At 62.6% G+C, this 25,738-nt stretch carries 27 protein-coding genes; 16 read left to right on the plus strand and 11 right to left on the minus strand.

Annotated features, from left to right (window positions below; all coding sequences use genetic code 11):
- The first annotated feature begins 1 nt into the window (after position 1).
- Complete coding sequence (gene lpxK / locus A4R29_RS10460) at positions 2-1,027, plus strand: tetraacyldisaccharide 4'-kinase (RefSeq protein WP_013532342.1); 1,026 nt, start codon at positions 2-4, stop codon at positions 1,025-1,027.
- On the opposite strand, the gene A4R29_RS10465 is transcribed toward lpxK, so the two are convergent.
- Positions 1,024-1,257, minus strand: a complete 234-nt coding sequence (locus A4R29_RS10465) for a DUF2093 domain-containing protein (protein ID WP_013532341.1) — start codon at positions 1,255-1,257, stop codon at positions 1,024-1,026. The genes lpxK and A4R29_RS10465 overlap by 4 nt on opposite strands.
- 125 nt (positions 1,258-1,382) lie before the next feature.
- On the opposite strand from A4R29_RS10465, the gene A4R29_RS10470 reads away from it, so the two are divergent.
- A complete protein-coding gene (locus A4R29_RS10470; protein WP_063171860.1) occupies positions 1,383-1,970 on the plus strand; it encodes a hypothetical protein in 588 nt (195 codons plus the stop codon).
- 39 nt (positions 1,971-2,009) lie between these two features.
- Here the strand turns inward: A4R29_RS10470 and A4R29_RS10475 are convergent, their stop codons facing one another.
- A complete protein-coding gene (locus A4R29_RS10475; RefSeq protein ID WP_013532339.1) occupies positions 2,010-2,936 on the minus strand; it encodes a LysR family transcriptional regulator in 927 nt (308 codons plus the stop codon).
- A 92-nt stretch (positions 2,937-3,028) separates the two neighbouring features.
- Here A4R29_RS10475 and A4R29_RS10480 point away from each other — a divergent pair, with 92 nt between their 5' ends.
- The 4 genes from A4R29_RS10480 to A4R29_RS10495 all read left to right on the plus strand — a co-directional run bounded on the left by A4R29_RS10480 (position 3,029) and on the right by A4R29_RS10495 (position 5,528).
- A complete protein-coding gene (locus A4R29_RS10480) occupies positions 3,029-3,922 on the plus strand; it encodes a DMT family transporter (protein WP_063171861.1) in 894 nt (297 codons plus the stop codon).
- Between the two features lie 84 nt (positions 3,923-4,006).
- A complete protein-coding gene (locus A4R29_RS10485) occupies positions 4,007-4,882 on the plus strand; it encodes an alpha/beta fold hydrolase (protein WP_063171862.1) in 876 nt (291 codons plus the stop codon).
- A 57-nt stretch (positions 4,883-4,939) separates the two neighbouring features.
- The gene (locus tag A4R29_RS10490) at positions 4,940-5,266 is read left to right on the plus strand and encodes an antibiotic biosynthesis monooxygenase family protein (protein WP_027163236.1); all 327 of its coding nucleotides are present in this window, start codon (positions 4,940-4,942) and stop codon (positions 5,264-5,266) included.
- A gap of 10 nt (positions 5,267-5,276) precedes the next feature.
- Positions 5,277-5,528, plus strand: a complete 252-nt coding sequence (locus A4R29_RS10495; protein ID WP_082827555.1) for a hypothetical protein — start codon at positions 5,277-5,279, stop codon at positions 5,526-5,528.
- Between the two features lie 73 nt (positions 5,529-5,601).
- Here A4R29_RS10495 and mutL read toward each other — a convergent pair whose 3' ends face one another.
- Positions 5,602-7,476 carry a DNA mismatch repair endonuclease MutL gene (mutL, locus tag A4R29_RS10500; protein ID WP_063171864.1) on the minus strand — a complete coding sequence of 625 codons (1,875 nt, stop codon included), beginning with the start codon at positions 7,474-7,476 and terminating at the stop codon, positions 5,602-5,604.
- A 74-nt stretch (positions 7,477-7,550) separates the two neighbouring features.
- Positions 7,551-8,453: a LysR substrate-binding domain-containing protein gene (locus A4R29_RS10505; protein WP_013532333.1), complete on the minus strand. Its 903-nt coding sequence runs from the start codon at positions 8,451-8,453 to the stop codon at positions 7,551-7,553.
- A gap of 90 nt (positions 8,454-8,543) precedes the next feature.
- Here A4R29_RS10505 and A4R29_RS10510 point away from each other — a divergent pair, with 90 nt between their 5' ends.
- From A4R29_RS10510 to A4R29_RS10525, 4 genes are all read left to right on the plus strand, one after another.
- Complete coding sequence (locus A4R29_RS10510) at positions 8,544-10,094, plus strand: trimethylamine methyltransferase family protein (RefSeq protein ID WP_013532332.1); 1,551 nt, start codon at positions 8,544-8,546, stop codon at positions 10,092-10,094.
- 42 nt (positions 10,095-10,136) lie between these two features.
- Positions 10,137-11,786, plus strand: coding sequence for an ABC transporter substrate-binding protein (locus A4R29_RS10515; RefSeq protein WP_027163239.1), 1,650 nt, complete (start codon positions 10,137-10,139; stop codon positions 11,784-11,786).
- Positions 11,787-11,882: 96 nt separating this feature from the next.
- Complete coding sequence (locus A4R29_RS10520; protein ID WP_027163240.1) at positions 11,883-12,362, plus strand: DUF3828 domain-containing protein; 480 nt, start codon at positions 11,883-11,885, stop codon at positions 12,360-12,362.
- Positions 12,363-12,366: 4 nt separating this feature from the next.
- Positions 12,367-12,978: a YqhG/Tai3 family protein gene (locus A4R29_RS10525; protein WP_013532329.1), complete on the plus strand. Its 612-nt coding sequence runs from the start codon at positions 12,367-12,369 to the stop codon at positions 12,976-12,978.
- A gap of 9 nt (positions 12,979-12,987) precedes the next feature.
- Here A4R29_RS10525 and queF read toward each other — a convergent pair whose 3' ends face one another.
- A complete protein-coding gene (gene queF, locus A4R29_RS10530; RefSeq protein ID WP_063171865.1) occupies positions 12,988-13,449 on the minus strand; it encodes a preQ(1) synthase in 462 nt (153 codons plus the stop codon).
- A gap of 101 nt (positions 13,450-13,550) precedes the next feature.
- Between queF and A4R29_RS10535 the strand changes: the two genes are divergently transcribed.
- Positions 13,551-15,596 carry an NADH:flavin oxidoreductase gene (locus A4R29_RS10535; protein ID WP_063171866.1) on the plus strand — a complete coding sequence of 682 codons (2,046 nt, stop codon included), beginning with the start codon at positions 13,551-13,553 and terminating at the stop codon, positions 15,594-15,596.
- A 143-nt stretch (positions 15,597-15,739) separates the two neighbouring features.
- Here A4R29_RS10535 and A4R29_RS10540 read toward each other — a convergent pair whose 3' ends face one another.
- Positions 15,740-16,147: a hypothetical protein gene (locus A4R29_RS10540; protein WP_063171867.1), complete on the minus strand. Its 408-nt coding sequence runs from the start codon at positions 16,145-16,147 to the stop codon at positions 15,740-15,742.
- Positions 16,148-16,262: 115 nt separating this feature from the next.
- Here A4R29_RS10540 and A4R29_RS10545 point away from each other — a divergent pair, with 115 nt between their 5' ends.
- Together A4R29_RS10545 and A4R29_RS10550 are read left to right on the plus strand one after the other, a co-directional pair.
- On the plus strand, positions 16,263-16,691 hold the full coding sequence (locus tag A4R29_RS10545; protein ID WP_063171868.1) for a MarR family winged helix-turn-helix transcriptional regulator: 429 nt from the start codon (positions 16,263-16,265) through the stop codon (positions 16,689-16,691).
- A 190-nt stretch (positions 16,692-16,881) separates the two neighbouring features.
- Positions 16,882-17,619 (plus strand): HD domain-containing protein, encoded by a 738-nt coding sequence (locus A4R29_RS10550; protein WP_063171869.1) that lies wholly within the window; start codon positions 16,882-16,884, stop codon positions 17,617-17,619.
- 71 nt (positions 17,620-17,690) lie between these two features.
- On the opposite strand, the gene A4R29_RS10555 is transcribed toward A4R29_RS10550, so the two are convergent.
- A complete protein-coding gene (locus tag A4R29_RS10555; RefSeq protein WP_081714379.1) occupies positions 17,691-18,431 on the minus strand; it encodes a polysaccharide deacetylase family protein in 741 nt (246 codons plus the stop codon).
- A gap of 76 nt (positions 18,432-18,507) precedes the next feature.
- On the minus strand, positions 18,508-20,574 hold the full coding sequence (locus A4R29_RS10560) for a putative bifunctional diguanylate cyclase/phosphodiesterase (protein WP_063171870.1): 2,067 nt from the start codon (positions 20,572-20,574) through the stop codon (positions 18,508-18,510).
- Positions 20,575-20,919: 345 nt separating this feature from the next.
- Here A4R29_RS10560 and A4R29_RS10565 point away from each other — a divergent pair, with 345 nt between their 5' ends.
- Both A4R29_RS10565 and tdh read left to right on the plus strand, forming a co-directional pair.
- On the plus strand, positions 20,920-22,107 hold the full coding sequence (locus A4R29_RS10565; protein ID WP_024504815.1) for a glycine C-acetyltransferase: 1,188 nt from the start codon (positions 20,920-20,922) through the stop codon (positions 22,105-22,107).
- A 52-nt stretch (positions 22,108-22,159) separates the two neighbouring features.
- Complete coding sequence (gene tdh / locus A4R29_RS10570; RefSeq protein WP_013532321.1) at positions 22,160-23,194, plus strand: L-threonine 3-dehydrogenase; 1,035 nt, start codon at positions 22,160-22,162, stop codon at positions 23,192-23,194.
- Positions 23,195-23,202: 8 nt separating this feature from the next.
- On the opposite strand, the gene A4R29_RS35620 is transcribed toward tdh, so the two are convergent.
- The 3 genes from A4R29_RS35620 to A4R29_RS10580 form a co-directional block, all read right to left on the minus strand.
- Positions 23,203-23,511 (minus strand): DUF2380 domain-containing protein, encoded by a 309-nt coding sequence (locus tag A4R29_RS35620; RefSeq protein ID WP_167355172.1) that lies wholly within the window; start codon positions 23,509-23,511, stop codon positions 23,203-23,205.
- Positions 23,481-23,708: a hypothetical protein gene (locus A4R29_RS34615; RefSeq protein WP_063171871.1), complete on the minus strand. Its 228-nt coding sequence runs from the start codon at positions 23,706-23,708 to the stop codon at positions 23,481-23,483. Before A4R29_RS34615 ends, A4R29_RS35620 begins: the two co-directional genes overlap by 31 nt.
- A gap of 145 nt (positions 23,709-23,853) precedes the next feature.
- Complete coding sequence (locus tag A4R29_RS10580; protein ID WP_024505603.1) at positions 23,854-24,327, minus strand: MarR family winged helix-turn-helix transcriptional regulator; 474 nt, start codon at positions 24,325-24,327, stop codon at positions 23,854-23,856.
- Positions 24,328-24,414: 87 nt separating this feature from the next.
- Here A4R29_RS10580 and hmgA point away from each other — a divergent pair, with 87 nt between their 5' ends.
- Positions 24,415-25,728 carry a homogentisate 1,2-dioxygenase gene (hmgA, locus tag A4R29_RS10585; RefSeq protein ID WP_063171872.1) on the plus strand — a complete coding sequence of 438 codons (1,314 nt, stop codon included), beginning with the start codon at positions 24,415-24,417 and terminating at the stop codon, positions 25,726-25,728.
- The last annotated feature ends 10 nt before the right edge of the window (positions 25,729-25,738 follow it).

Consider the following 25,738-nt stretch of genomic DNA (forward strand, 5'->3'; position numbering starts at 1 on the left):
CGTGGCCTCGGAAGCACCACCATTCTGGTGGGAGGAGCCGGACTGGCGGGTCCTGGCACTGTCGCCGCTGTCGGCCATCTATGCGGCTGCCGCCGGCCGCGGCATGCGGCGGGCCAAGCGTGAGAAGATCGAAGCGCCTGTTCTGTGCATCGGCAATTTCACGGTTGGCGGCACCGGCAAGACACCGGTGGCCATCGCGCTCGCCAAGCAGGCCAAGCGCATGCATCTGAAACCAGGCTTCCTGTCGCGCGGCCATGGCGGCTCCTTCGCCGAGCCGCACGTGGTCGATATCGACCACGACAGCGCCCGGCATGTCGGCGACGAACCGCTGCTGCTCGCCGAACACGCGCCGGTGGCGGTGACGCCGAACCGCGCCGCCGGCGCCCGGCTGCTGCTGGAACGGAATGGCTGCGATTTCCTGATCATGGACGATGGCTTCCAGAGCGCCCGCATCCACATCGACTATGCGCTGGTCGTGGTCGATGCGCGCTACGGGATCGGCAACGGCCGCGTCATTCCGGGGGGGCCGCTCAGGGCCAAAATCGTCGACCAGCTGGTTTTCACCAGCGGGCTGTTGAAAATGGGCGAGGGCACTGCCGCCGACAGCGTGGTCCGCCAGGCGGCACGCGCCGGCCGGGCGATCTTCGAGGCCCATACAGAGCCAAGCGGCAAGGCAGGGCTTGCCGGCAAGCGGTTCCTCGCCTTCGCCGGTATCGGCCATCCCGAGAAATTCTTCGACACGGTGCGCGAGGCCGGCGGCGAACTGGCATTGACGCGGCCGTTTCCGGACCATCATTTCTATGCGGAGGACGAACTTGCCGAGCTGGCGGCGACCGCACGCACTGAGGGGCTGGTGCTCATCACCACCGCCAAGGACGCCGCCCGGCTGCGCCACGGCGCCTCACAGGACTTTCTCGACCGGCTCGAGGTGCTGGAGATCGACACGGTCTTCGAACTCGATCACGTTCCCGAGCGCATCATCGACGAGACGCTCGATGCCTGGCGCCAGCGCAAGCTGAAGGGTTAACTGCGCTTACGCAGCTCCGGATGCATCTCGATTTCACGGCGCAGCGAGGCGGTGGCGCTGATATAGGGCTCTTGCCTTGCGACGCTCCAGTACTTCAACTCGTCGAGCGGAATGCTTTCGCCTGTCACCGCGCAGCGCACGAACGCGCCGGGGCTGGTAACCTGGAAGTCGCCATCCAGGTAGCGGATGCGGGCTTCCTTGCCGCCGGGGCCTTCGAAACGGTTCATCATGCGGGGACGCCAGGGTTCATGAGGATTTCATCGCCATAAATTCCCGGCGAGGTCAAGCATGAGACAAGCCTGAGACAATGCTGAACGCTTATTGTGAAGCGGAAAAATGTCGTTGGTGGGCCGCAATGGACGTTTCCTCCACTCGTCTTCCCGCCCTGCTTAGGGAAGTGATGACGCCGCAAGCCGTGCCCTCGGGGCAGGCTGATCCAGTGATGACGGCACTGGTCAAGGCGCTGGTCCAACCGCCGGCGCCGTCTCTGCTCGCGCAGCAGACAGCGCCGGCGCTGTTGATTTTGCCGGCGGCGCCGATGGCCGTCAAATCGCAGCAGATCGCATCCGCTGGCATCGTCGATGCCTATCTTGCCCAGCTTGAGACGGGCGAAGAGGCGGCGTTGGCAACAGTCGTGGCGAGAAAGGCAAAACCCGAAGCCGAAACGCTGCGAGCCTTCTTGCCGCCTTCGACAACCGCCAATGACAATGCCTCCGCCAAGGTTGCGGGGCTGTCATTGCTGTCGCTTATCCCGCCGCAGGCTCCAATCCCGCGCAACGCTGCCGCCCTGGGTACGCCGGCGGGCAGGTACAGGCCGGCCAATCAATCCCATGGTGCGGTGCCGAACCCTGAGCAGTTGCTGGTGAAAATTGGCTTTGTTTCGATAGTGGCCGGTTTGCTGGGAGCGGTGATCCTTGGGTTCGTTTTGTTGTTGCTTCGTTGAGCTTCGAATCGGCCGGTTTTCCATATAGGTCCGGAAGGCCTATCGCTCGGCTTCGATAAACGCCTCGATCTTGTCCTGGGCCAGCCCGGCCTCTGCTGCGATGCGGCGGGCGAGGTCGGCGGCGGCGGCACGCGGCCGCCCCATCGGCCGGTCGAGCCAGTAGGATACCGGGTTGAGGGCTGTGCGCTCATCGACGGGAGTGATGCGGCCCGATTGTAATTGATGTCCGGTCAGCGGCGGGCGGGCCAGCGCGATGCCCAGCCCATAGGCGGCGGCGTCGAGCACCAGATTGTAGTCCTCGAAGCGGCGGTCCTGCGGGCGCGGGCGGTAATCCATGCCTTGCGCGGCAAACCAGGCGCGCCAGGCCGACGCGTCGGAATCATTGATCAGCGGATATTTGAGCAGCCGGGCAGGGTCGCCGCGGCCGATCTCGCGGGCAAGCTCAGGTGACGCGACGGGAAAGACATGTTCCTCGAAAAGTTGCACCGAGATGCGGCCCGGAATGCCGCCGCGTCCACAACGGATCGAGAGGTCGATGCCTTCATCGGCAAGGTCGGCCTGGCGGATGTCGACATCGAGCACGATGCGCAGCTTGGAGGGATTGTTCTCCAGAGCCGCCATGCGCGGCATCAGCCACAGCCCGCTGACGGAGGGGATCGAGGTCAGCCGCACCACCGCCGTGCCACGCGGCTCGACCCAGCGGTCGGAATGGGTCGATATCAGCGCAAAGGCTTCCGCCGTGCGCAGATGCAGCCTGTTGCCTTCGATCGTCAGCGAGACGCCGCGCGCACCACGGTCGAAGACTTTCAATCCCAGCCAGTCCTCGAGCTTGGCGATCTGCCGGCTGACGGCGCCATGGGTGATATTGAGCTTTTCGGCGGCCGCTGAAAAGCTGCCTGTCCGCGCCGCCGCATCGAAGGCGCGCAGCGTTTCGAGCGGCACCATTGTGTCCGAGCTGTGATCCATAGTCACAGGTGATCCTCGATTTCGTCGTTTGTCAACCGGGGTGAAAAGGCGTTTTCTGCCTTTCAGGACCGAAGAAATACGAGGGCGGTGAGATGAGCGAGATAACGGGCACGTTGAATTCGACACAGCGAATGGACACCACGGCAGCCATCGCGGTGGCGCTGACGGTGGTTGGTTGGGCCTCCGCCTTTCCCGCTATCCGAGCCGGTCTCGCCGCCTTCGGCCCACTGGAACTGGGTGCGTTGCGATTTGCCATCGCCGCTGTGCCGGCGGCGATCTTCCTGGCCGTCAAGCGCCCGGCGCTGCCAAGGCTCGACGAAGTGTGGCGCCTGGTCTTTGGCGGCGCCATCTTCGTCGCGCTCTACACCGTCATGCTCAATTTCGGCGAACTGACCGTCTCGGCCGGTGCCGCCGGCTTCATCATCAATGTCAGCCCGATCTTCACCGCCATCATGGCGATGGCATTGCTGGGCGAGCGCTTCTCAGGCGTGGCCTGGATCGGTACGGTGATTTCCTTCGCCGGCATAGGCATCATCGCCATGGCCGATGGGCATGGCCTGTCGTTCAACACCGGTGCTCTGTTGGTGCTTGGTTCGGCCTTGTGCTCGGCCGTCAACACCATCGTCCAGAAGCCGCTGTTTGCCCGCCATCATCCATTGACCATTTCGGCTTCGAACATGGTGCTCGGCGCACTATGCCTGGCGCCCTTCCTGCCGTCGGCCTTTTCGCAGGCGGCGGTCGCCGGCACAGCAGGCCTCGGCGCCGTCATCTTTCTCGGCATCGTGCCCAGCCTCATCGCCTATGCCGCCTGGGCGACCGCGCTGTCGCGTCTGCCGGCGGCACGTGCCTCCAACTTCCTCTATCTGGTCTCGCCGATGTCCGCGCTGATCGGCTTCTTCTGGCTGGGCGAAGTTCCCACGCTGCTCGGCATAATCGGCGGCGCGCTGGCGCTGGGCGGTGTCATCGTGGTGAATTTGAAGAGATGAATATTGCCGACCGTCCGCTTCCGCCATTCGGAACGATCCCTCGATCAAACGCGTTTAGCCGAGGTTTGTTCGACGGAGGTCCGAATGCCGGGTGCAACGGCGCACCGACGCATGCAACTGGATGATCTATCCATTTTTTATCGCGAGGCAGGGCCGTTAGAAGCACCTGTCTTGCTCTTGCCGCACGGCTATCCCTGCTCTTCGTTCCAATTCCGCCGACTGATGCCGGCGCTCGCCGACCGCTGGCGGACGATTGCATTCGACTGGCCTGGCTTCGGATACAGCGGCACACCCGATCCGGTCACCTTCGGCTATGATTTCGACGCCTATTGCGACGTGCTTTCCAAGCTTGCCGATGAATTCGGTCTCCAACGCTACGCCTTGTGGCTGCACGATTATGGCTCGCAGATTGGACTCCGGCATGCGATCTCGCACCCGGAGCGGATCAGCGCCCTGATCATCCAGAACGGCGACATCTACGAGGACGTGCTTGGACCCAAATACGCCACGATCAAGGCCTGGTGGACCGACAAGACGCCCGGCAAGCACCGTCCGCTCGAGGCCGCGGTAAGTGAGGACGGGTTCCGGGCCGAGTTCATCGGGGAAGTGGCTGACGACGTCGCCATGCGCGTGCCGCCCGATCTCTGGAGCCTTCACTGGCCACTGATGAACACGCCGGTTCGTCGGCAGATCGCCGTCGGTCTGATGGAGAAGCTGGAAGCCAATCTCACCTGGTTTCCGCGCTACCAGGCTTATTTGCGTGAACACCATCCGCCCACACTGATCGTTTGGGGGCCAGAGGATGGCTATATGCCCGCGGCGTCGGCACGGGCCTATCATCGCGATCTGCCCGATGCGGAACTGCATCTGATCGAAGGGGCGGGTCATTGGCTGCTCGAGACACATTTCGACGACGCGCTGCCGCTGGTCCGCGATTTCCTGGCTGGTGTTCACGGCTGATCACAACTGGCGTCCGCTATGCCCAGTTTGCTGTCCGCCTGACTGAAGGAGAACCTCATGCCGACCAAACCGACCATCGCGCGCATCTGGCGCGGTCGCACCCGCCGCGACATCGCCGACGCCTATGAGCCATACCTGCGTGCCGAGGGTATTCCGCCCCTCGAGAAGACGGCGCTTGGCGTCCAATTGCTGCGCGAGGACCGTGATGCCGAGACGTGGTTCACAACCATCTCGTATTGGGCCGACATGCAAGCGATGACCGCCTTTACCAAAGGCGAACCGACCAAAGTCCATCATCTGGACCGAGATGCCGAGTTCCTGATCGAGCTGCCGGAGCGGATCGAAATCCATCGGATACTTGTCGATCGTCGGGGACTGCGCTGAGCGCCGATCGGTGGTTCGCAACCTCTTCTTCTTCGCGGTGATATCGCTGATCTGGGGGCTGACCTGGGCCGCGATCAAGCTCGGTCTCAATGACGCGCCTCCGCTCCTGCTGGCGGCTGCACGCTATTTGCTGACCGCTTTGGCGGCAGGAGCCTGGCTCTTCGGCGAGGCGGTCGGCTGGGCTGAAATCACCGGTGCGATCCTCCTGCTGACGGCGGCTGCGATCGCGCTACTCGGACCGCTGGGCGAAAATCGCGGGTGACCACATTGTCGGCCGGCCTCCTTGACCTGCCGACCTCGAGCGGCGAAGCGATAGGCCCGCAATCCGTCCGCAGCTATCGCCGTCCGAAAAGCCGTTCGATATCCGCCAGCTTGAGTTCGATATAAGTGGGGCGGCCGTGGTTGCAGGTGCCGGAGCCGGGCGTCGCCTCCATCTGCCGCAGCAGCGCGTTCATCTCCTCGGCCTTGAGCAGGCGGCCGGAGCGCACAGAGCCGTGGCACGCCATGGTCGCGGCTATCTTGTCCAGCCGCTCCTTCAGCGTGTCGACCGTGTCGTTGTCGGCGATCTCGTCGGCGAGGTCGCGCACCAATTGCTGGACATTGGCCTCGCCCAGCATCGACGGCGTCTCGCGCACCGCGACAGCGCCGGGGCCAAAGCGCTCGATGCCGAGACCGAAGCGGGCCAGCGTTTCCGAATGCAGCGCAAGCCGCTCCGCATCCTCCTCCGGCAGGTCGATGATCTCGGGCAGAAGCAGCATCTGCGAGGGCACCGGGCGCGAGTGCAGCGCATTCTTCAGCGCCTCGTAGACCAGCCGTTCATGCGCCGCATGCTGGTCGACGATGATGAGCGAATCCCTGGTTTGGGCGACGATGTAGTTCTCATGCACCTGCGCACGCGCCGCGCCCAGCACCGCGCCAAGCAGCGTCTCCGTCGCCTCATCCTGTCCGGCGCGCGCATCGGCGCTGGCAAGCGGGCCGGCATCGAACGCCGCCTGATCGTTTTCACGCAAACCGCGATGTTCGAAGCCCGAGCCTTCGAAGCCCATGTCGAGCGGCCGCTGCGGCGATCGGGCCGCGTCGAAGTCGGACGGGCCCGACGCGCGGTAGGCCGCGTCGTAGCTGCGGTGGCCGTTTGCCGGTCCGCCGTGGCCGTAGGATGCGGCCCCTGGCCGGAACGCCGCCATCATGCCGGCGGCACCCGTGGTGGCGGCGCGGACGCCGGCATCGGCCAGTGCTTGCCTGATTGCGCCGACGATCAGCCCGCGCACAAGGCCGGGATCGCGGAAGCGCACATCGGCCTTGGCTGGATGGACATTGACGTCGACGATGGCCGGATCGAGCGTCAGGAACAGTACCGTCACCGCGTGGCGGTCGCGCGGCAGGACGTCGGCATAGGCGCCGCGTATGGCGCCGGCGATCAGCTTGTCGCGCACTGGGCGGCCGTTCACATAGGCATATTGCTGCAGCGCGTTGGCGCGGGTGAAGGACGGGATCGACACGTGGCCGGTCAGATGCACGCCATCGCGCATCGCGTCGAGGGCAATGGAATTGTCGGGAAAGTCGGCGCCCATCACCTGGGCGACACGACGCAGGCTGCCTTCCGCGCTGTCGTCCGCCGCCGGCAATTCCAGCGTCGAGCGGTCCGAGCCGGCCAGCGTGAAGCGCACGGCGGGGAAGGCGATGGCGATGCGCTTGACCACATCGCTGGTGGCCGAGCTTTCGGCGCGTTCGCCCTTCATGAACTTCAATCGGGCCGGCGTTGCGAAGAACAGGTCGCGCACCTCGACCGTGGTGCCGCGATTGGCCGCCGCCGGCCTGACAGGCAGGACGCGGCCACCCTCGATGCCAATCTCGGCGGCGCTGTCGCTTGCTGCCGTGCGCGAGCGGATCGAAAGTCGCGACACCGAGCCGATCGACGGCAGCGCTTCGCCGCGGAAGCCCAGCGAGCGAATGTCGTTGATATCCTCGGTGAGCTTGGAGGTGCAGTGACGTGCGATCGCCAGCGCCAGCTCCCGTTCGGGAATGCCGGAGCCGTCATCGGTGACGCGGATCAGGTTCAGCCCGCCGCCCGATGTGACGATCTCGACGCGCGAAGCACCGGCATCGAGCGCATTCTCGACCAGTTCCTTGACCACGCTCGCCGGACGCTCGATGACTTCGCCGGCGGCGATCTGGTTGATCATCGTTTCGGAAAGCTGGCGGATGGGCATGGCGGCACTATAGGCGGATTCGCGTCGAGCGGGAGGGGCAGAATTGCGCCAGCGGTGGATCAGTGGAAAACGACTTATGCCTGCGCCGCCAGCCAGTCGCGCACCTTGCGGGCGTTGTCGCTGAGCTCCCGGTTCTTCGGCCAGACGACATAGAAGGCCTTGCCGGTCTTCAGCACATGATCCGTCACCGGCACCAGCAGGCCCGACGCCAGCAGCCGCTCGGCGAGATGCCGCCAGCCGAGCGCGATGCCTTGGCCTTCCATGACACCCTGGATCACCAGGCCGTAGTCGTTGATGCGCAGGCCGCGCGCGGTATCGCTGAGATTGGCGCCCGCAGACTGGAACCATTCGTCCCAACTGGCCGCCTCGCGATACGGCTCCTCCAGATGGATGAGGCGGTGCGTGGCCAGTTCGGCAGCGGATCTGGGCAGGCCGAACTTTGCCGCATAGCTGGTGCCGGCGACGGGAAATATCTCCTCGTCAGCCAGCGGCAACGAATGATAGTCCGGCCAGTCACGCGGCGCGCCACCGCGCACGCCGAGGGGAATGCCTTCCGCGATGATGTCGAGGTCGCGGTCGGCGGTCTGGATACGCAGGTCGATGCCCGGCAGCTCGTCACGGAACTGCTGCAGGCGCGGCATCATCCAGAACGAGCCGAACGCGGTCGAGGCGGCCAGCGTGACATGACCGCCGGTCGCCTGCAGGCGCAGATCCTCCGCCGATTTGCGGATGTGCGAAAGGCCGAGCGAGACGTCGGCATGGAAGCGCTCGCCGGCCTCGGTCAGGAGCACCTGGCGGTGGCGGCGCTGGAACAGCTTGGCGCCGAGCTGTTCTTCCAGTCCGCGCACGGCATAGGAGACGGCGGCCTGCGTCATGCCCAGCTCGCGCCCGGCGGCGGTGAAGCTCGACAGCCGCCCGGCCGCCTCGAAGACGATCAGGCTGCCGGCCGAAGGCAGAAGGTGGCGCAAGCTTCGCATAAGCTGAGCTTATACAAGAGATCAGGATTTTCCAGCGTCACATCACCATTTTGTCGCGCTAGGCTCCTTCATGAGTGGAATGGAGTTGCCATGAACGCACCGGCCCCCGAAGTGACCGAACATGCCAACCGCCGCAGTGGCGGCCGCCTGGGGCGCAAGGCCCTGCGCGGAGCTCCCGTAACGTCGTTCCCGACGCTGGTCCGCCAGATCCCCGTCTACCAGATGGTCCCGGATGAGGCGGTCGAACTGATCCACGAGGAGTCGCTCTTGATCCTCGAAGAGGTGGGATGCGAGTTCCGCGACGACGAGGCGATCGCACTGTGGAAGGCGGCGGGCGCGGATGTCTCGGAAACCCGTGTGCGGATCGACCGGGCCCTGCTGATGGAACTGGTGTCGAAGGTCCCGTCGGAGTTCACGCTCAATGCGAGGAATCCGCAGCGCACGGTGCGGGTGGGCGGCAACAACACCATCTTCGTGCCGATGTATGGCGCGCCCTATGTTCGCGATCTCGATAACAACAGGCGTTACGGCACGCTCGCCGACCTCAACAATTTCCACAAGCTCGCCTACATGGCGCCGGCGCTGCATTCATCGAGTTCGGTCATTTGCGAGCCGATGGAAATCGCGGTACCGAAGCGTCACCTCCACATCATCCATTCCGCGCTTAAGCATTCCGACAAGCCGTTCATGGGCATCGTCACGTCCAAGGAGCGGGCGGAAGACACGATGGCGATGGCAGGCATCGTGTTCGGAGAGGATTACGTCCGCGACAATCCGGTCCTGGTGTCGATCACCAACTGCAATTCGCCGCTGGTGTGGGACGCCACCATGCTGGACGCGATGAAGGTCTATGCGCGAAGCAACCAGCCGCTGATCCTCGCACCCTTTGCACTGTGCGGCGCCTCGACTTCGGCGTCCGCCGTGGGCGCTGTGGCACAGGTCAATGCGGAAGCGCTGGCGGGCGTCGCCTTCACGCAACTGCTGCGCCCAGGCTCGCCGCAGATCTACGGACAGTTCATGGTCACGGTGGACATGAAGACCGGTGCTCCGATGGGCGGCACGCCCGAGGCGGCGCAGATGATGTATCTGATGGGAGCGCTGGCGCGGAAATACCGGCTGCCGTGGCGCACCTCCGGCTTCCATGTCGGGTCGAAGCTCAACGACGCCCAGGCTGGTTACGAGGCGAACATGCTGATGCATGCCGCCATCCTCGCCGGCGCCAACTACATCTGGCACTCCGCCGGATGGCTCGAGGCCGGCCTGACCTGCGGCTATTCGAAATTCGCCACCGACTGCGAACAGCTCATCGGCTGGTACAAATATGCCGGCGGCCTGCCGTTCGACGATTTCAAGGAAGCCATGGCGGCAATCCGCGAGGTGGGACCGCAGGGCCATTTCCTCGGTACCCAGCACACGCTGGAACATTTCGAATCCGCCTTCTTCATGCCCTCGATCATGGACTTCAATTCGTTCGAACAGTGGAAGGCAGAAGGGGCGAAGGACCACGACACGCGCGGCCGCGAGAAGGCGCGCAACATGCTGGCGGATTACGAGGAGCCGAAGCTCGACGAAGGCATCGCCGATGGCCTGATGGATTTCATCGCGCGGCGCGAGGAGAGGCTGCCGGACAGCGTCAGTTGAGGCGAAGAACCAAGATCAAAGGGAACCAGACGGGAGGAAAAAATGGCATTCTTCAGAAGCAGTGGCGATCGCGTGCCGAGCGCTATCGAGGCAATGGCGGTCGAAGCACGCGCGGGTCGTGTCGACCGGCGCGAGTTCCTGGCGCTGGCAAGCGCCTTCGGCGCATCGACGGCTCTTGCCTATGGCATGATCGGCCTTGCCGTGCCGGATCGGGCCTTGGCCGAAGAGCCGAAGAAAGGCGGAACGCTGCGCGTCTCGATGTCGGTGAAGGGACAGAAGGATCCGCGCACTTACGACTGGGTGGAACTGGCGAACATTTCGCGCTGCTGGCTGGAGCCGCTTGTCCGCTATACCAGGCAATTCACCTTCGAGCCGGTCCTGCTCGAAAGCTGGGATATCAACGACGACGCCACCGAATACGTGCTGCATGTGCGCAAGGGCATCACGTGGAATAATGGCGATGCCTTCAACGCCGATGACGTCGCTCACAATCTGACCCGCTGGTGCGAGAAGAATGTCGCCGGCAATTCCATGGCCGCCCGGGTCGGCGCGCTGATCGACGCAAAGACCGGCAAGGCCAGGGATGGCGCGATCACCAAGGTCGACGACAATACGGTCAAGCTGAAGTTAAGCGAACCAGACATTTCGCTGATCCCGAATTTCACCGACTATCCGGCGCTCGTCGTCCATCGCAGCTTCGATGCCGACGGTGCCGATCCGATCAAGAAGCCGATCGGCACCGGACCGTTCGAACTGGTCTCCTACGATGTCGGCCAGAAGGCGGTCGTCAAGCGTCGTGAGAATGGCAAATGGTGGGGTGGTGAAGCGCCGCTCGACAGCGTCGAGTTTGTCGACTACGGCACCGATTTCAACGCCACCGTGAACGCGTTCGAATCGGGTGAGATCGACCTCAATTTCGAGTCGCCCGCCGACTTCATCGACATTCTCGACAAGATGGATCTGGTGAAATCGGAGGTGGCGACGGCGACGACGCTGGTTGCCCGCACCAACATCACCCACAAGCCCTATGACGACAAGCGGGTGCGCAACGCCCTGCAAATGGCCGTCGACAACAATGCGGTCCTCGAACTCGGTTATGCCGGGCGAGGCACCCCTGGTGAAAACCACCACGTCGCCCCGATCCATCCGGAATACTATGCGCTGCCCAAGAAGACACGCGACGCCGCCGGCGCCAAGAAGCTGATGGCGGAAGCCGGACAGGCCGACTTCGAGCATGAGCTGATCACCATCGAGGACGATTGGCAAAAGAATACCGGCGACGCCATTGCCGGCCAGTTGCGCGATGCCGGGATCAAGGTGAAGCGCACGGTGCTGCCGGGTTCGACCTTCTGGAACGACTGGACGAAATATCCCTATTCGATGACGATCTGGTACATGCGCCCGCTTGGCGTGCAGGTGCTGGCGCTCGGCTATCGCACCGGCGAGGCCTGGAATGAATCGGCATATTCCAACCCCGATTTTGATGCCAAGCTCAAGCAGGCGCTTTCGCTCATCGACGTGGAGAAACGACGCGAGGTCATGAAGGATGTCGAGCAGATCCTGCAGGATTCGGGCGTCATTATTCAGCCCTTCTGGCAGAAGCTCTACAGCCACATGAGCAAGAAGGTGAAGAACTATGGTGTCCACCAGACATTCGAGATGGACCTTCAGAACGTCTGGCTGGACGGCTGAAACAAGGTGCTGCAGGACTTCATGAGCCGCAAAAAAGCCGATATGCAGGATACGTGGTGTTGATAGGCTCAAGCCGTCAAAAGCCGGAGATTCTGCATGCGACTGACAGTGATCGTTGCCGCCCTTTCGATAGCCCTGCCGGCCGGAGCCGTCGCCGGACCGGCGTCCGACGCGGTGAAGTTCTTCTATGCCCCGGCGGTCAAGTTCGAGGCCGACGAACAATATCGGGACCGGTTCACCGAACCGGTGACGAAACTGTTCGACCTGAACGACCAGGCAACGAAAAAGAACCCGGACCAGGTCGCCTGCATCGATTTCGATCCTGGTCTCGACGCTCAGGATTTCGATCAGAAAACCGTCTCGAAAACGCTGAAACTGTCTGAGAAGCAGGATGGCGACAACGCACAGGTCACGGCATCCTTCAGCCTGTTTCCGGAAGGCGATGATTCCAAACGTGAAATGCTCTGGTCGCTCAAGAAGATCGACGGCAAGTGGAAGATATCGGACATCGCTTCCAAAACCAGCGACTGGACGCTCAGCGCGCTGGAATGCATGGCCGGCCAGACGCCGGAGTGAAGCGATGGCCCACCGCCGGTTCGTGGCACTGTCGGGTGTGTGCCTGCTGGCGGCTCTGAGCGGCGCCGCCGCGCAAGGCTTGTTGGGTGCGCCGCCGGCAAACGCCCCGGCCGACACCCAGCCGAGCGACAGCGCTGCACCGCCCGCAAATGCGCCGGGCGGAGCGGCAGAACCGGCCACGCCGCCGGTTGGATGGTCGCCGGCCGAAGCCGCGCCCGCCGCACCGATCCAGCCGGGCTCGCCGACCGCGGTTGTGCGGCCGTTTTACGATCAGGTCGGGCTGGAGATCGATCCGGCCGAGCGAAGCCATTTCATCGATCCAGCCAAAACCGTGCTCGACAAGAGCGACGCCTTGCGCAAATCCGGGCAGGGCGAGTGCCTCGACCCCAACATGGCGCTCGACAATGCCGATTACGACAAGGCCGAGATCGACAAGAGCCTGAAGACGCTCGAGGCGATCAACGGTGACCAGGCCAAGGTCATCGTCGCCTTCGTCATATCGGGCAACCCGCACCGGCTGGAATGGAAATTCAAGAAGGTCGATGGCGACTGGAAGATCACGGACCTGTTGTCGGTGACCGGCGAATGGGCACTCAGCCAATATCAGTGCGAATGATGGGCGAGCTCAACCCCGCCCGCGATAGGGCGCCACCCCGGTGTCGGGGAGCCAGGCGCCTTCCGGCGGAGCGCCGGTTTGCCAGAACACATCGATCGGAATGCCGCCGCGTGGATACCAATAGCCGCCTATGCGCAACCACAGCGGCTTGGTTGCCGCCACGATGCGGCGGCCGATCATGACGGTGCAGTCTTCATGGAAGGCGCCATGGTTGCGAAACGAGGTCATGAACAGCTTGAGCGACTTCGATTCCACCAGAGCCGCATCGGGTGCGTAGTCGATGACGATATGGGCGAAGTCCGGCTGGCCGGTGACCGGGCACAGCGAGGTGAATTCCGGGCAGGTGAAGCGCACGATCGCCGGCGGCCCGTCGCCGCGCGAAAACGGTACGGTCTCCAGGACCGCAGCTTCGGGGCTCTGTGGCGTCTCGACGTGGGTGCCGAGCTGGGTGAGTGTTTTGGTGTCGATCATGGGCTCAATCCTTGTCGCATGTGCCCGGAGTGCGTTCGGGACGACATGCTTGAAAACGAATTTTGCCGCTCATTAGCACAATTTGAAACCGCAGGAAGACGATGACCTCCAACGATCCGCTTCTCCAGCCCTACCAGCTCAAACATCTGACGCTGAAGAACCGGGTCATGTCGACCAGCCATGAGCCGGCCTATTCCGAGGACGGCATGCCGAAACAGCGATACCGGCTCTACCATGCCGAGAAGGCTAGGGGAGGCATGGCGCTGACCATGACCGCCGGCTCGGCGATCGTCTCGCGCGACAGCCCGGCCGCTTTCGGCAATCTGCATGTCTATGACGACAGGATCGTGCCGTGGCTGGCCGAGCTCGCCGATGCCTGCCACGAGCACGACTGCAAGGTGATGATCCAGATCACCCATCTCGGGCGCCGCACCGGCTGGAACAAGGCCGACTGGCTGCCGGTGCTCTCGGCCTCGCCGGTGCGTGAGCCGGCGCATCGCGCATTCCCGAAAACGATCGAGGACTGGGACATCGAGCGCATCGTCGCCGACTATGCTTCGGCCGCCCAGCGCTGTCAGGCCGCCGGACTGGACGGCATCGAGTTCGAATCCTACGGCCATCTGATGGACGGCTTCTGGTCGCCGGCCACCAACCATCGCGACGACGAATTCGGCGGCTCGCTCGACAACCGCCTGCGCTTCACCAACATGGTGCTTGATGCCGTGCGTGCGTCGGTCGGCGAGAAATTCGTCGTCGGCATCCGCATGGTCGCTGACGAAGATTTCGAAAAAGGCCTGTCCAAACAGGAGGGCATCGAGATCGCCGGGCGGCTGGCCAATTCCGGCAAGGTCGATTTCCTCAACATCATCCGCGGCTCGATCGAAAGCGATGCGGCGCTGACCAAGGTCATACCGGTGGCCGGCATGCGCTCGTCGCCGCATCTCGATTTCGCCGGAGAGGTGAGGGCGGCGACGAAATTCCCGACCTTCCACGCGGCGCGCATATCCGACGTGGCCACCGCACGCCACGCCATTGCCACCGGCAAGCTCGACATGGTCGGCATGACCCGCGCCCATATCGCCGATCCGCACATCATCAAAAAGGTGATGGAGGGCCGCGAGCATGAGATCCGCCCGTGCGTGGGCGCCACCTATTGTCTCGACCGCATTTATGAGGGCGGCGAAGCGCTTTGCGTCCACAATGCCGCGACTGGCCGCGAGGCCGAAATCCCGCATATCATCGTCAAGACCGAAGGACCGAAGCAGAAAATCGTGGTCATCGGAGCCGGCGCCGGCGGGCTGGAGGTTGCGCGGGTCGCAGCCGAGCGCGGCCACAAGGTGACGGTGCTTGAAGCATCGAGCCAGGCCGGCGGCCAAATTCGACTGGCGACGCAGAATCCGCGCCGCAAGGAGCTGATCGGTATCATCGACTGGCGGCTGGCTGAACTCGCCCGGCTCGGCGTCGAGATCCGCTACGACACCTGGGCGGAGAAGGACGATGTTCTGGCGCTGTCACCCGACGTGGTGGTGGTCGCCACCGGCGGCCTGCCGCAGAACCCGCCGCTGACGGGCGGCGACAATCTTGTCACCTCAAGCTGGGACATCATGGCCGGCAGCGTCAAGCCGGCCGAAAATGTACTGCTCTATGACGACAATGGCGGCCATCAGGGCATGGGCGCCGCCGAACTGATCGCCAATGCCGGCTCGAAACTCGAACTTGTCTCGCCCGAACGTTTCTTTGCCCCGGAAATGGGCGGCATGAACCATGTGCCGTACATGCGCGCCTTTCAGGAAAAGGGCGTCAGCATCACCATCAACACGCGGCTGCGTTCGGTGCGCCGCGAGGGCAACCAACTGGTCGCCGAACTGGCATCGGATTTCGCCGATGGCTGGCGCGGCGAGCGCAGGGTCGACCAGGTGGTGGTCGAGCACGGTACGTTGCCGCTCGATGATCTCTATCTCTCGCTGAAGCCTCTGTCGAAGAACGGCGGTGCGGTCGACTACGAACGGCTGGTGAGCGGTGGCGACATCTTCCCCAAGCGCAATCCAGAAGGCGGCTTTGTACTGTTCCGCATCGGCGACGCGGTCGCCTCGCGCAACATCCATGCCGCCATCTACGACGGCATCAGGTTCGGCTTGCGGATCTGAAATTGGGCGTTGCGAGGATCGATGGCGCGCGGCCGGACCTGCGTACGAGAGCCCATGTACTTCGGTCTGGCCGCGCGCCCGCACGTCATTGGCTCGTCGCCAGACAACGCACGATTCTGTGAGGGTGTGCCGCGTGGCGGCGTTCAAAACATTCTGGCGGTGGCCATGCACAGCACTGTCAGCACCAACAGCCCCCCGGCAATGCGCTCGCCTCTTGTCATCTTCGCGCGCAACTGCCTTTCCGTTGCCGCATCAGCACCGGCAAGCTGCCTGCTGGCTGAGCCTACCAGCGCGCCTTGCACGCCGGCGGCGATCAGGGCCGCCACGATGCCCAGCGCCAGCACCTTCTCCATCGAGCCGAAAACACCCTCGTGAAAGAAATACCAGAGCAGTATGCCGGTCAGGAAAACCAGGCCGGCAGCGCCCATTTGCGGCCGGAAGAACCGTTCCGCCCGGATGTCCGGGTCACGGCCGACCGCGATGGTCGTGCCCGCCCAGAATACGCCTGCCATGACATGAAGACCGATAACGACGATGTAGACATATTGCATGACCGGATTTCCTCTTTAGCCCGCCATCTCTAGATGATTAGATATCGAATGGTTAGATGTCAATATATAAGTCGTGCCAGTTCCATCCGTGCATGACACCGTCTAGGGTCCTGCAATGACACCCTTTGACCGCCCGCCAGTCGGCATGAATCTCGGACGAACCGCCAAGCTGGTTGCCCAGGCCTTCGATGCTGCCCTGGTCGAGGCTGGAGGTACATTGCCGATCTGGCTCACGCTGCTATCGGTCAAGTCGAGCAACCTTGCCAACCAGCGCGAGCTTGCCGGCATGATCGGTATCCAGGGCGCGACGCTGACCCATCATCTCAACGCCATGGAGGCGCAGGGCCTGCTGATGCGCCGCCGCGACCCCGTCAACCGCCGGGTTCACCTGGTCGAATTGACCGAGGCCGGAGAAGCGATGTTCGAGACACTGCGAAAGGCCGCGCTCGTCTTCGACAAGCGGCTGCGAGTGGGATTGACCGACGAGCGTGTGGCGGAGTTCGCGCAGGTGCTGGCTGTGTTGCGGGGCAATGTCGGGGGATAGAACCCGGCGGACCAAGAATTTCCTTGGACTGGACTTCCCTCATCACATTTGTAACGTTCCATTGCCCGGCTGATCCTGGTGGGAAGAGGTCAGGCTCAACTCTTCCGCAAAATCTGTGCAAGAATACCGAAGCCGCTGGCTTCGGCAGCGAGAAGTCGCCGGAAAACCTAACAACGTTCGGGGGGACAAGTTGACCAAAGAAGATCTGTTCGTTCCGCGCCAGACCAACACGGCGCTTTACATCCAGCTATACGAGGCTGGATATCCGCTTGCCGATATCGCCAGGGTGCAGAAGGCGTATCGTGTGTGTTGCGCGATGTTCAACGGCCGTTATCGCAAGACGGGACGGCCTTTCATCTGCCATGCGGTGGGAGCTGCGTCGTCGGTCGCACATTTTGACAAAAGCGTCGATCTTGTCCTCGCTGCTATGTTTCACGCCGCCTATGACGGAGGCCAGTATCCGGACGGCAAATCCAGCAGGCGAACCGATGCTCACCGCAAGTGGCTGGAGCAAAAAATCGGTCCTCGCGTCGAGGGTCTTGTCGCTCGCGTGGTCGGACTGAAATTCGACACGGGAGATCCCGAGCGCATTGTGGACAAAGGTGTGCCTGCCGGCGACGAGGACATTCTGTTCCTGGCGCTTGCCCATGAGGTCGATGACCTGGCGGACGGCGGACTGGCGTTTGCGCCCAAATACGGCCAGTCGATTCGTTCGAGGGTTGCTGCCTGCGCCACTCTGGCCAGAAATCTGGGCCGCGAAAATCTTGCCGCCACCATCGAAGGTTACGGCGCCCGCTACGAGACGATGGCGTGGGCTGCTCCCCTCCAGGAGACGAAGCTGGTGGGCTTTCAGATGACGCCTAATTTGCGCACATACATCAAATTGCGTCGGCACAAGCTGCGCGGGGAGTCGATCGAGGTGCTTTGACGCCTTGCCGGCCATGCGACAGCATCGGGTACCGATGCACATCCGCTGAAGAACTTGCCGTCCTTACCGGTTCAGTCGTCGTAGCCCTGGATTGCCCCAAACGCGTAACGGCGCAGCTTCAGCGCGGCGATCAAATTGGTCAGCTTCGTCTTGCCGTCGAAGCCGTCCTGAAACATCTCGTCATGCATCAGCAGGATCAGCTTGCCGGGCTTGACGAAGCGGCCATAGCCGAACAGATGATCGATCTCGCTGACCAGATGGTCGACGCTCTGCACCGGCTCGCCGTTGTCCTTGTGCACCCATTCATGGTCCCAGCCGTAGAGATAGAAGCCTGAGGCCGCGACAAATTCGTAGTCGGGCTCTTCATGCCCCTCCTGGGCGAGGCCAAGCGAAGTGTCGTTCTTCGACATGGAGGGCAGCCTGAACACGTCGCGCCCCGGCAGCCTTGCATGCACCACGGGCTTCAAGCCGAGCACCGCGTTTGCCCGTACCATGTCGGCGACGACACCCTCGGTGTCGCCGTAGAAATGCCGGTAGTGATTGTAGGCATGGCTGTAGCTGTGGTTGCCGAGCGTCACCAGAGGAAGCTGCTTGGCGCGCTGGACGAGCGCTCTGTTGGCAGCGCTCGCCTGTGCGTGCATGCCGACCATGAATAGGGTTGCAGGAACCTGCTCGGCCTCCAGCACATCGAGGATGTTGCTTGTGCCGTTCAGCGGCCCATCGTCGAAGGTAAGATAGATGGTGCGATCGGCGCCCTGGGCGGGGGCCGCAAAGATCAGCAGTGCCGCAAGGGCAAACCGAAACGGTGTCATCAGCCCCGATATCCCTGTTGCGATCACGATAAGGCGGCCATCTTCACACGCGGTTGTCAAGGCAGCCCGGCCGTACCTATGCCAGGCTTCCTTGCAGCACCGTCAGCTTCGCCTTCTTCGGCATGCGGGCGGTCAGCCACTCCAGCGCCTTGTCGTGCGGCATCGGGAAGGCGATGGAGTAGCCCTGCACCTGGTCGCAGCCGATCGCCATCAGCGAATCGAGCTCGGCCTCGGTTTCGGCACCCTCTGCGACGATCGAGATGCCGAGGCCACGCGCCAGCTCGGTGATGGCGCGCACGATCTTCGAGTTGTCGCCATTCTCATGGATGTTCTGAACGAAGCGGCGATCGATCTTCAGCCGATCGATCTCGTTCGGGTTGACATGGCTGAGCGAAGCATAGCCGGTGCCGAAATCATCGAGTTCGAGATGGACGCCGGCTGCCCTGATGTGGCGCAGCTTGGCGGCGATGCCTGTCTTTTCGTCGTCGAGGATGACGGATTCGACGATTTCCAGCGACAGTTTTTGCGGCGGCAGCCCAGCCTTTTCCAGCGTCTCGAACAAGAACGCATCGAAATCGTGCTCGCGCAGCTCGGTGCCGGAAACATTGACGGCAAGCCGTCCGAAGGCAATGCCGGCGCGATTCCATTTGGCCGCCTCGTTGATCGCCTTGGTGATGACGATGCGGCCGATCTCGGGCATGAAGCCGCATTTCTCGGCGACCGGGATGAATTCGCCGGGCGGGATCATGCCGCGCTCCGCATGGTTCCAGCGCACCAGCGCCTCGATGCCGCTGATCGTGCCGTTGGTCAGCGAGACCTGCGGCTGGAAATAGACCTGGAACGCCCGCTCCGCGATGGCGACCTTGATGTCGTGCTCGAGCTGCTTGCGATAATCGAGTTCGCGGCGCAGTTCCTCGGAGAAGAAGGAGAAGTTGCCACCGCCAAGCTTCTTGGCGGAATAAAGCGCCAGGTCGGCATGGACCAGCAAATCCCCAGCATTGTCGGCGTCGATCGGATAGACCGCGATGCCGGCGCTGGCGCCTGGGAGAATGGTCGTGCCCTGGAAGACGATCGGCTCGTTGATGTGCGCCAGGATGCGCCGCGCCAGCATGTTGATGTCTTCGGTGCCGCCGGCGCCGCCGAGGATCATGACGAACTCGTCGCCGCCCAGGCGCACGCACAGATCCGACGCCCGGCAGGAATCGCGCATGCGCTGTGCCGTGACGACCAGCACATAGTCGCCGGCGGCGTGGCCGAGCGTATCGTTGATCTGCTTGAATCGGTCGAGATCGAGCTGGACGACGGCAAGGCGTTCGCGACGCCGGTGCGTGCCCTTGATCAGCGTGTCGAAATGATCGGTCAGGAACGTGCGGTTGTGCAGGCCGGTGAGGCCGTCATGAACCGCGATGAAGGCCATGGAATTGCGCGCGTCGATCAGTTCATGCGTCTTGCGCAGGATGGCGTTCGACATCGGCCTGAAGATGAAGAGCGCCACCAGTATGATGACGCCGATTGTGGCGTAGAACAGCGTGCGATGGAGAGCGAGCAGCTTCTCGGAGCGGTCGTCGGCGTCGGCAGTGATGCGCTGGCCGAGCGCGGCATAACCCGACAAGGTCGCATTGGCGACTGAGGCGTCGAGATTGACGCGTTCGCCGCCGCCCTTGTAGCCGCCATTGCCGCTGAATTGCGATTCATAGGCCGAGATCAGGCGGTCGCCATTGGCGATCAGCCCGACGGAGAAATAGTCGAGGTGGAAGGGCTTGGCGAAGAGGACGCTTTCGATCGACTTCGGGTCGAGCTTGGCCGGCGATTGCGGATCGGCTCCTGTCTGATCGAGCAGCAGGTCGTAGTTGGTCTCGAACTCCGCCGTTGCCTGCTTGAGCGCGCTGACCAGCGCCGGTTGCTTGTCGCGTGAACCGGCACCCGTTGCACTGGCAAGGAAGACGATGCGCTGCGACAGCGTCTTTTGTGTGCTGACGATGTCGAGCAAGGTGTGATTGTGCTGTTGGGTGGCCATCATCTGCTGCAGCAGGATGAAGGAGGCGATCACCATGGCCGCAATGATCAGCAGGGCTAGCCAATAGCCAGCCTTGATCAGCAGTATGAGCTTGCCTGAAACGGTTTGCACCGGCTGCTGCGACATTTTCGGGGGCGGCCCTCTCGCCTAAGGATTCTTGCCTAGGGATTCTTGCCTAGGGATTCTTGTATGAGCACCATTGAACTGCAAACGTTAACAGGACCGGAAATCGACGGCTGTCCGGCAAGGGGCGGCCGTGGAAAGATCGCGGAATGGTTATCGGCTCGTTTAGCACCGTACCGGCATTTGAGCGGTCATCGGCCAGAACCTTTGTCGTGGCGTCGTTCCTCGGCCGCGTGATGATCGACATCGGGGCCGCGTCGTGCTGCTTGCCACCGATCCGGTCGTTTTTGCGATGGATTTTTCGCGCGGACGAGACGACAGTCGGCCCACATCAAACGAGGCTAGGTCATGACCGCAGCATTCCTCTCCCACATCGACAGCGAGCTCGCGGGGCTCAAATCGGCAGGCCTCTACAAGTCGGAGCGGGTGATCACTTCGACGCAGTCGGCCGAGATCGAGGTCGGCGGCGACAAGGTGTTGAATTTCTGTGCCAACAACTATCTCGGCCTCGCCGATAGCGCCGATTTGCGCAATGCTGCCAAGCAGGCGCTCGACCGCTATGGCTACGGCATGGCATCGGTGCGCTTCATCTGCGGCACGCAGGAAGAGCACAAGCAGCTCGAATCGACGATTTCCTCCTTCCTCGGCATGGAAGACACCATCCTTTACGGCTCCTGCTTCGATGCCAATGGCGGCCTGTTCGAGACGCTGCTGGGCGAGGAAGACGCCATTATTTCGGATGCCTTGAATCATGCCTCGATCATCGATGGTGTGCGGCTGTCGAAGGCCAAACGTTTCCGCTACGCCAACAACGACATGGCCGATCTCGAGGCGCGCCTGAAGGAAGCCCGGGACTGCCGCTTCCGGTTGATCGCCACCGACGGCGTGTTTTCGATGGATGGCATCATCGCCAATCTCAGGGGTGTCTGCGACCTCGCCGAGAAGTATGACGCCATGGTGATGGTCGACGACAGCCATGCCGTCGGCTTCGTCGGCCAGAACGGCCGCGGCTCGGCCGAGCATTGCGGCGTCGAGGGCAGGGTCGACATCATCACCGGGACGCTCGGCAAGGCACTTGGTGGGGCCTCCGGTGGTTACACCTCGGGCAAAAGCCAGGTGGTCGACTGGTTGCGCCAGCGCTCACGGCCGTATCTCTTTTCCAACACGCTGATGCCGGCGATCGCCGGCGCTTCGATCAAGGTGTTCGAACTGATCAAGGACGGCGATGGGCTGCGCGACAAACTCTACGACAACGCTGCGCGGTTCCGGTCGCAAATGGGCAAGCTCGGCTTCACGCTGGCCGGAGCGGATCATCCGATCATCCCGGTGATGCTGGGCGATGCCAGCCTGGCGCAGGAGATGGCCGCGCGCATGCTGAAGCGCGGCATCTATGTCATCGGCTTCTCCTTCCCGGTGGTGCCAAAGGGGCAGGCGCGCATCCGCACGCAGATGTCGGCGGCGCATTCCAGCGCCGATATCGACCGCGCGGTGGAAGCGTTCGCCGCCGTCGGGCGCGAACTCGGCGTCATTTCCTGACAAGCCGGAATCGAAAAGCGATTCCGGAACAAGAGCTTCAAGGGACAAAAGCATGTCGAACATGATGAAAGCGCTGGTGAAGGCCAAGGCCGAACCAGGCATCTGGATGGAAGAGGTGCCGGTGCCGGAAATCGGCCCTAACGACGTGCTGATCAAGATCAAGAAGACGGCGATCTGCGGCACCGACGTGCACATCTACAATTGGGACCAGTGGGCGCAGAAGACGGTGCCGGTGCCGATGGTGACGGGCCATGAATTCGTCGGCACCGTTGCCGATTTCGGCGCAGCGGTCACCGAATACAAGGTCGGCCAGCGCGTGTCGGGCGAGGGCCACATCGTCTGCGGTCATTGCCGCAACTGTCGCGCCGGGCGAGGGCATCTGTGCCGCAACACGCTCGGCGTCGGCGTCAATCGTCCGGGCGCCTTCGGTGAGTATCTGGCTATCCCGCAGCACAACGTCGTGCCGATCCCCGATGATGTGCCGGACGAGATCGCCGCCATCTTCGATCCGTTGGGCAATGCCGTGCACACGGCACTCTCCTTCGATCTGGTCGGCGAGGACGTGCTGGTCACCGGCGCCGGGCCGATCGGCATCATGGGCGCGCTCGTCGCCCAATGCGTCGGCGCGCGAAAAGTCGTCATCACCGACATCAATCCGGTGCGGCTGGCGCTGGCGAAAAAGCTCGGCGTCCAGCATGTCGTCGACGCGTCCAAGGAAAAGCTGCGCGATGTCATGCCGGCACTCGGCATGACCGAGGGTTTTGATGTCGGCCTCGAAATGTCGGGCGCAGCCCCCGCCTTCCGCGACATGATCGACACCATGAACAACGGCGGCAAGATCGCCATTCTGGGCATCGCCCCGACCGGATTCGAGATCGACTGGAACAAGGTCATCTTCAAGATGCTGCATCTCAAGGGCATCTATGGCCGCGAGATGTTCGAGACCTGGTACAAGATGATCGCGCTGGTGCAGGGGCCGCTGGATGTTTCCGGGCTTATCACGCACCGCATCGGCATCGACGATTTCCAAGCCGGCTTCGATGCAATGCGCAGCGGCAGTTCCGGCAAGGTGGTGATGGATTGGTAGATGCCGCCCTAACGCAGAATTCTGTTTTTCATCAGCCATTTCACGGAGCGGGGCCACGCGTAGTTCGCACCCATGCGAAGATCGGTAAACCCCTCCGAAACATGTTTCCCGGTTTCGGCGTCAAGGATGCGAATGAACATAGTATGTTCTGTTCGGTTGACGCGCGTTACGACGCCAAGCAAGGCAAGCGACGCGCCGTGCTCCTTGGCAATCGGGCCTTCACAACCAGCGCAGTTGCGCAATCCGTGCGGCGCCGCAGCCTGTGTATCCCTCGCCGGCACAACAATTACTGTAAAACGCCCAGACTGGGAGAGCATGTCCTTAGCAACTTGTGCTGATTCGACAGATAGCGCCTGTCATATTCATCCGGGGGAATTATTCCCGCCCCGGCGCTCTTGTCCTCCAATTCGAAAGGGAACACTTCGATCGACATCGGCTTTGTCTGCTGCGCCTGCGCAAATGTGCAGGTGCCTACAAGCAGCGTCACCAGGACACTTAATGTGCGAATGCTCATCGTAGTCCTCCTGTCGGTATGATGGGCATTATACGCGGCCTGACAACGCAAATCACGATTAAATCGAAAGCAATGCTATGCTTCGGGAGTTCTCACGCAGTCTCGCTCGAACTCCGTCGTTCAGAGTGATTGGCTTGATCTTGGACTAACTCTTGCTCGGGACCAGACTGGTCTCCAATGCAGCCAGTCCGCTGGTGATCGCCGTGCGCTCTTCAGCGCTGAGCCTTGCCAGCAAATCCCGTTCGAACGCCTTCGCCAGCGGCACCATCTCGCGGTAGGCGGCCAGCCCCGTTCCGGTCAGCGTCAGATGTTCGATACGGCGATCTTTCTCATCAGGTGTCCGCATCAACCAGCGCCGCCGCTCGAGTTCAGCCACGGCGCGTGAAACCTTGGTCTTGTGCATAGCCGATTGCTCGCCGAGTTCGGTCGCAGTCATCGTTCCATGCTGCCCCAGCCCCGAAAGGGTGCGCCATTCCGGCCGCGTCAGGCCATGGCTGTCCTTGTATATCCTCGAAAATTCGCGGCTGACGGCGTCGGCAAGCCGGTAGAGCCGGTAGGGCAGGAAGTTTTCCAGATTGAGAATTTCAGCCGCGTCGGACGCTTCGCTCCTGATCGCCATTTTTCAAAGCCGCCATTGATGGTTACATTTTCGATGGTTACAAATGAAACCAGTTTGGTCAATTGAGATCCATTCCGGGAGGAAGCAATGGCCTTTTCCTATATGCCGGGCTTCGGCAACGATTTTGAGACCGAGACGCTGCCCGGCTCGTTGCCGCAGGGACGGAATTCGCCGCAGCGGCCGGCCTACGGCCTCTATGCCGAGCAGCTTTCAGGCTCGCCCTTCACCGCGCCGCGCGGCACCAATGAGCGGTCCTGGCTCTACCGCATCCGGCCGAGCGTCAAGCACACCGGCCGCTTCAAGGCGGCGAGCTATCCCTTGTGGAAGAGTGCGCCCAATGTCGGCGATCATGAACTGGCGCTCGGCCAGTATCGCTGGAACCCGGTGCCGATGCCGAAGGAGCCGACCGATTTCATCGCCGGTATGCGCAGCATCACAACCGCTGGCGACGTGCTCGGGCAGACGGGTATGGCAGCCCACGTCTATGTCGCCAACACCTCGATGGCGGACGATCATTTTTTCAATGCCGACGGCGAGTTGCTGGTCGTGCCGCAAGTCGGCGCATTGCGCTTCGTCACCGAGATGGGCGTCATTGAGCTGCGGCCCGGCGAGATCGCGGTGTTGCCACGCGGTCTGGTCTTCAAGGTCGAGCTGGTCGACGCCGAAGTGCGCGGCTACGTCTGTGAGAACTACGGCGCCAAGTTGACGCTGCCCGATCGCGGCCCGATCGGAGCCAATTGCCTGGCCAACCCACGCGATTTCAAGACGCCTGGCGCATGGTTCGAGGAGAAGGAAACGCCGTGCCGGCTGATCGTGAAATGGTGCGGCAATTTCCATGTCACCGAGATCGGCCATTCGCCGCTCGATGTCGTTGCCTGGCACGGCAACTATGCGCCCTACAAATATGATCTGGCGACCTTTTCACCGGTCGGAGCGCTTTTGTTCGACCATCCCGATCCGTCGATCTTCACCGTGTTAACGGCACCAAGCGGCGAGGAGGGCACGGCCAACATCGACTTCGTCATCTTCCCGCCGCGCTGGCTGGTGGCCGAAGATACCTTCCGGCCGCCCTGGTACCACCGCAACATCATGAGCGAGTTCATGGGCCTGATCCACGGCCAGTACGACGCCAAGGAAGAAGGTTTCGTGCCCGGCGGCATCAGCCTGCACAATCTGATGCTGGCCCATGGGCCGGATGCGCCTGGCTTCGAAAAGGCCTCGCGCGCGGAGCTGAAACCGGTCAAGCTCGACAACACCATGGCCTTCATGTTCGAGACCCGATTTCCGCAGATGCTGACCCGCTACGGCGCCGAGCTCGAAACCCGGCAGGACAACTACATCGACTGCTGGGCCGACCTGAAGAAGCGTTTCAACGGCACGCCTGAGGGCGACTGGTCTTGAACACCGAGCC

The sequence above is a fragment of the Mesorhizobium ciceri biovar biserrulae genome, assembly GCF_001618845.1.
GTDB lineage: Bacteria > Pseudomonadota > Alphaproteobacteria > Rhizobiales > Rhizobiaceae > Mesorhizobium > Mesorhizobium ciceri.

Coding starts and splice junctions, on each gene's coding strand:
- A4R29_RS10465 (WP_013532341.1), bottom strand. CDS start 1,257: ATGATGAACCGTTTCGAAGGCCCCGGCGGCAAGGAAGCCCGCATCCGC.
- A4R29_RS10470 (WP_063171860.1), top strand. CDS start 1,383: ATGGACGTTTCCTCCACTCGTCTTCCCGCCCTGCTTAGGGAAGTGATG.
- A4R29_RS10475 (WP_013532339.1), bottom strand. CDS start 2,936: ATGGATCACAGCTCGGACACAATGGTGCCGCTCGAAACGCTGCGCGCC.
- A4R29_RS10480 (WP_063171861.1), top strand. CDS start 3,029: ATGAGCGAGATAACGGGCACGTTGAATTCGACACAGCGAATGGACACC.
- A4R29_RS10485 (WP_063171862.1), top strand. CDS start 4,007: ATGCCGGGTGCAACGGCGCACCGACGCATGCAACTGGATGATCTATCC.
- A4R29_RS10490 (WP_027163236.1), top strand. CDS start 4,940: ATGCCGACCAAACCGACCATCGCGCGCATCTGGCGCGGTCGCACCCGC.
- mutL (WP_063171864.1), bottom strand. CDS start 7,476: ATGCCCATCCGCCAGCTTTCCGAAACGATGATCAACCAGATCGCCGCC.
- A4R29_RS10505 (WP_013532333.1), bottom strand. CDS start 8,453: ATGCGAAGCTTGCGCCACCTTCTGCCTTCGGCCGGCAGCCTGATCGTC.
- A4R29_RS10510 (WP_013532332.1), top strand. CDS start 8,544: ATGAACGCACCGGCCCCCGAAGTGACCGAACATGCCAACCGCCGCAGT.
- A4R29_RS10515 (WP_027163239.1), top strand. CDS start 10,137: ATGGCATTCTTCAGAAGCAGTGGCGATCGCGTGCCGAGCGCTATCGAG.
- A4R29_RS10520 (WP_027163240.1), top strand. CDS start 11,883: ATGCGACTGACAGTGATCGTTGCCGCCCTTTCGATAGCCCTGCCGGCC.
- A4R29_RS10525 (WP_013532329.1), top strand. CDS start 12,367: ATGGCCCACCGCCGGTTCGTGGCACTGTCGGGTGTGTGCCTGCTGGCG.
- queF (WP_063171865.1), bottom strand. CDS start 13,449: ATGATCGACACCAAAACACTCACCCAGCTCGGCACCCACGTCGAGACG.
- A4R29_RS10535 (WP_063171866.1), top strand. CDS start 13,551: ATGACCTCCAACGATCCGCTTCTCCAGCCCTACCAGCTCAAACATCTG.
- A4R29_RS10540 (WP_063171867.1), bottom strand. CDS start 16,147: ATGCAATATGTCTACATCGTCGTTATCGGTCTTCATGTCATGGCAGGC.
- A4R29_RS10545 (WP_063171868.1), top strand. CDS start 16,263: ATGACACCCTTTGACCGCCCGCCAGTCGGCATGAATCTCGGACGAACC.
- A4R29_RS10555 (WP_081714379.1), bottom strand. CDS start 18,431: ATGACACCGTTTCGGTTTGCCCTTGCGGCACTGCTGATCTTTGCGGCC.
- A4R29_RS10560 (WP_063171870.1), bottom strand. CDS start 20,574: ATGTCGCAGCAGCCGGTGCAAACCGTTTCAGGCAAGCTCATACTGCTG.
- A4R29_RS10565 (WP_024504815.1), top strand. CDS start 20,920: ATGACCGCAGCATTCCTCTCCCACATCGACAGCGAGCTCGCGGGGCTC.
- tdh (WP_013532321.1), top strand. CDS start 22,160: ATGTCGAACATGATGAAAGCGCTGGTGAAGGCCAAGGCCGAACCAGGC.
- A4R29_RS35620 (WP_167355172.1), bottom strand. CDS start 23,511: ATGCTCTCCCAGTCTGGGCGTTTTACAGTAATTGTTGTGCCGGCGAGG.
- A4R29_RS34615 (WP_063171871.1), bottom strand. CDS start 23,708: ATGAGCATTCGCACATTAAGTGTCCTGGTGACGCTGCTTGTAGGCACC.
- A4R29_RS10580 (WP_024505603.1), bottom strand. CDS start 24,327: ATGGCGATCAGGAGCGAAGCGTCCGACGCGGCTGAAATTCTCAATCTG.
- hmgA (WP_063171872.1), top strand. CDS start 24,415: ATGGCCTTTTCCTATATGCCGGGCTTCGGCAACGATTTTGAGACCGAG.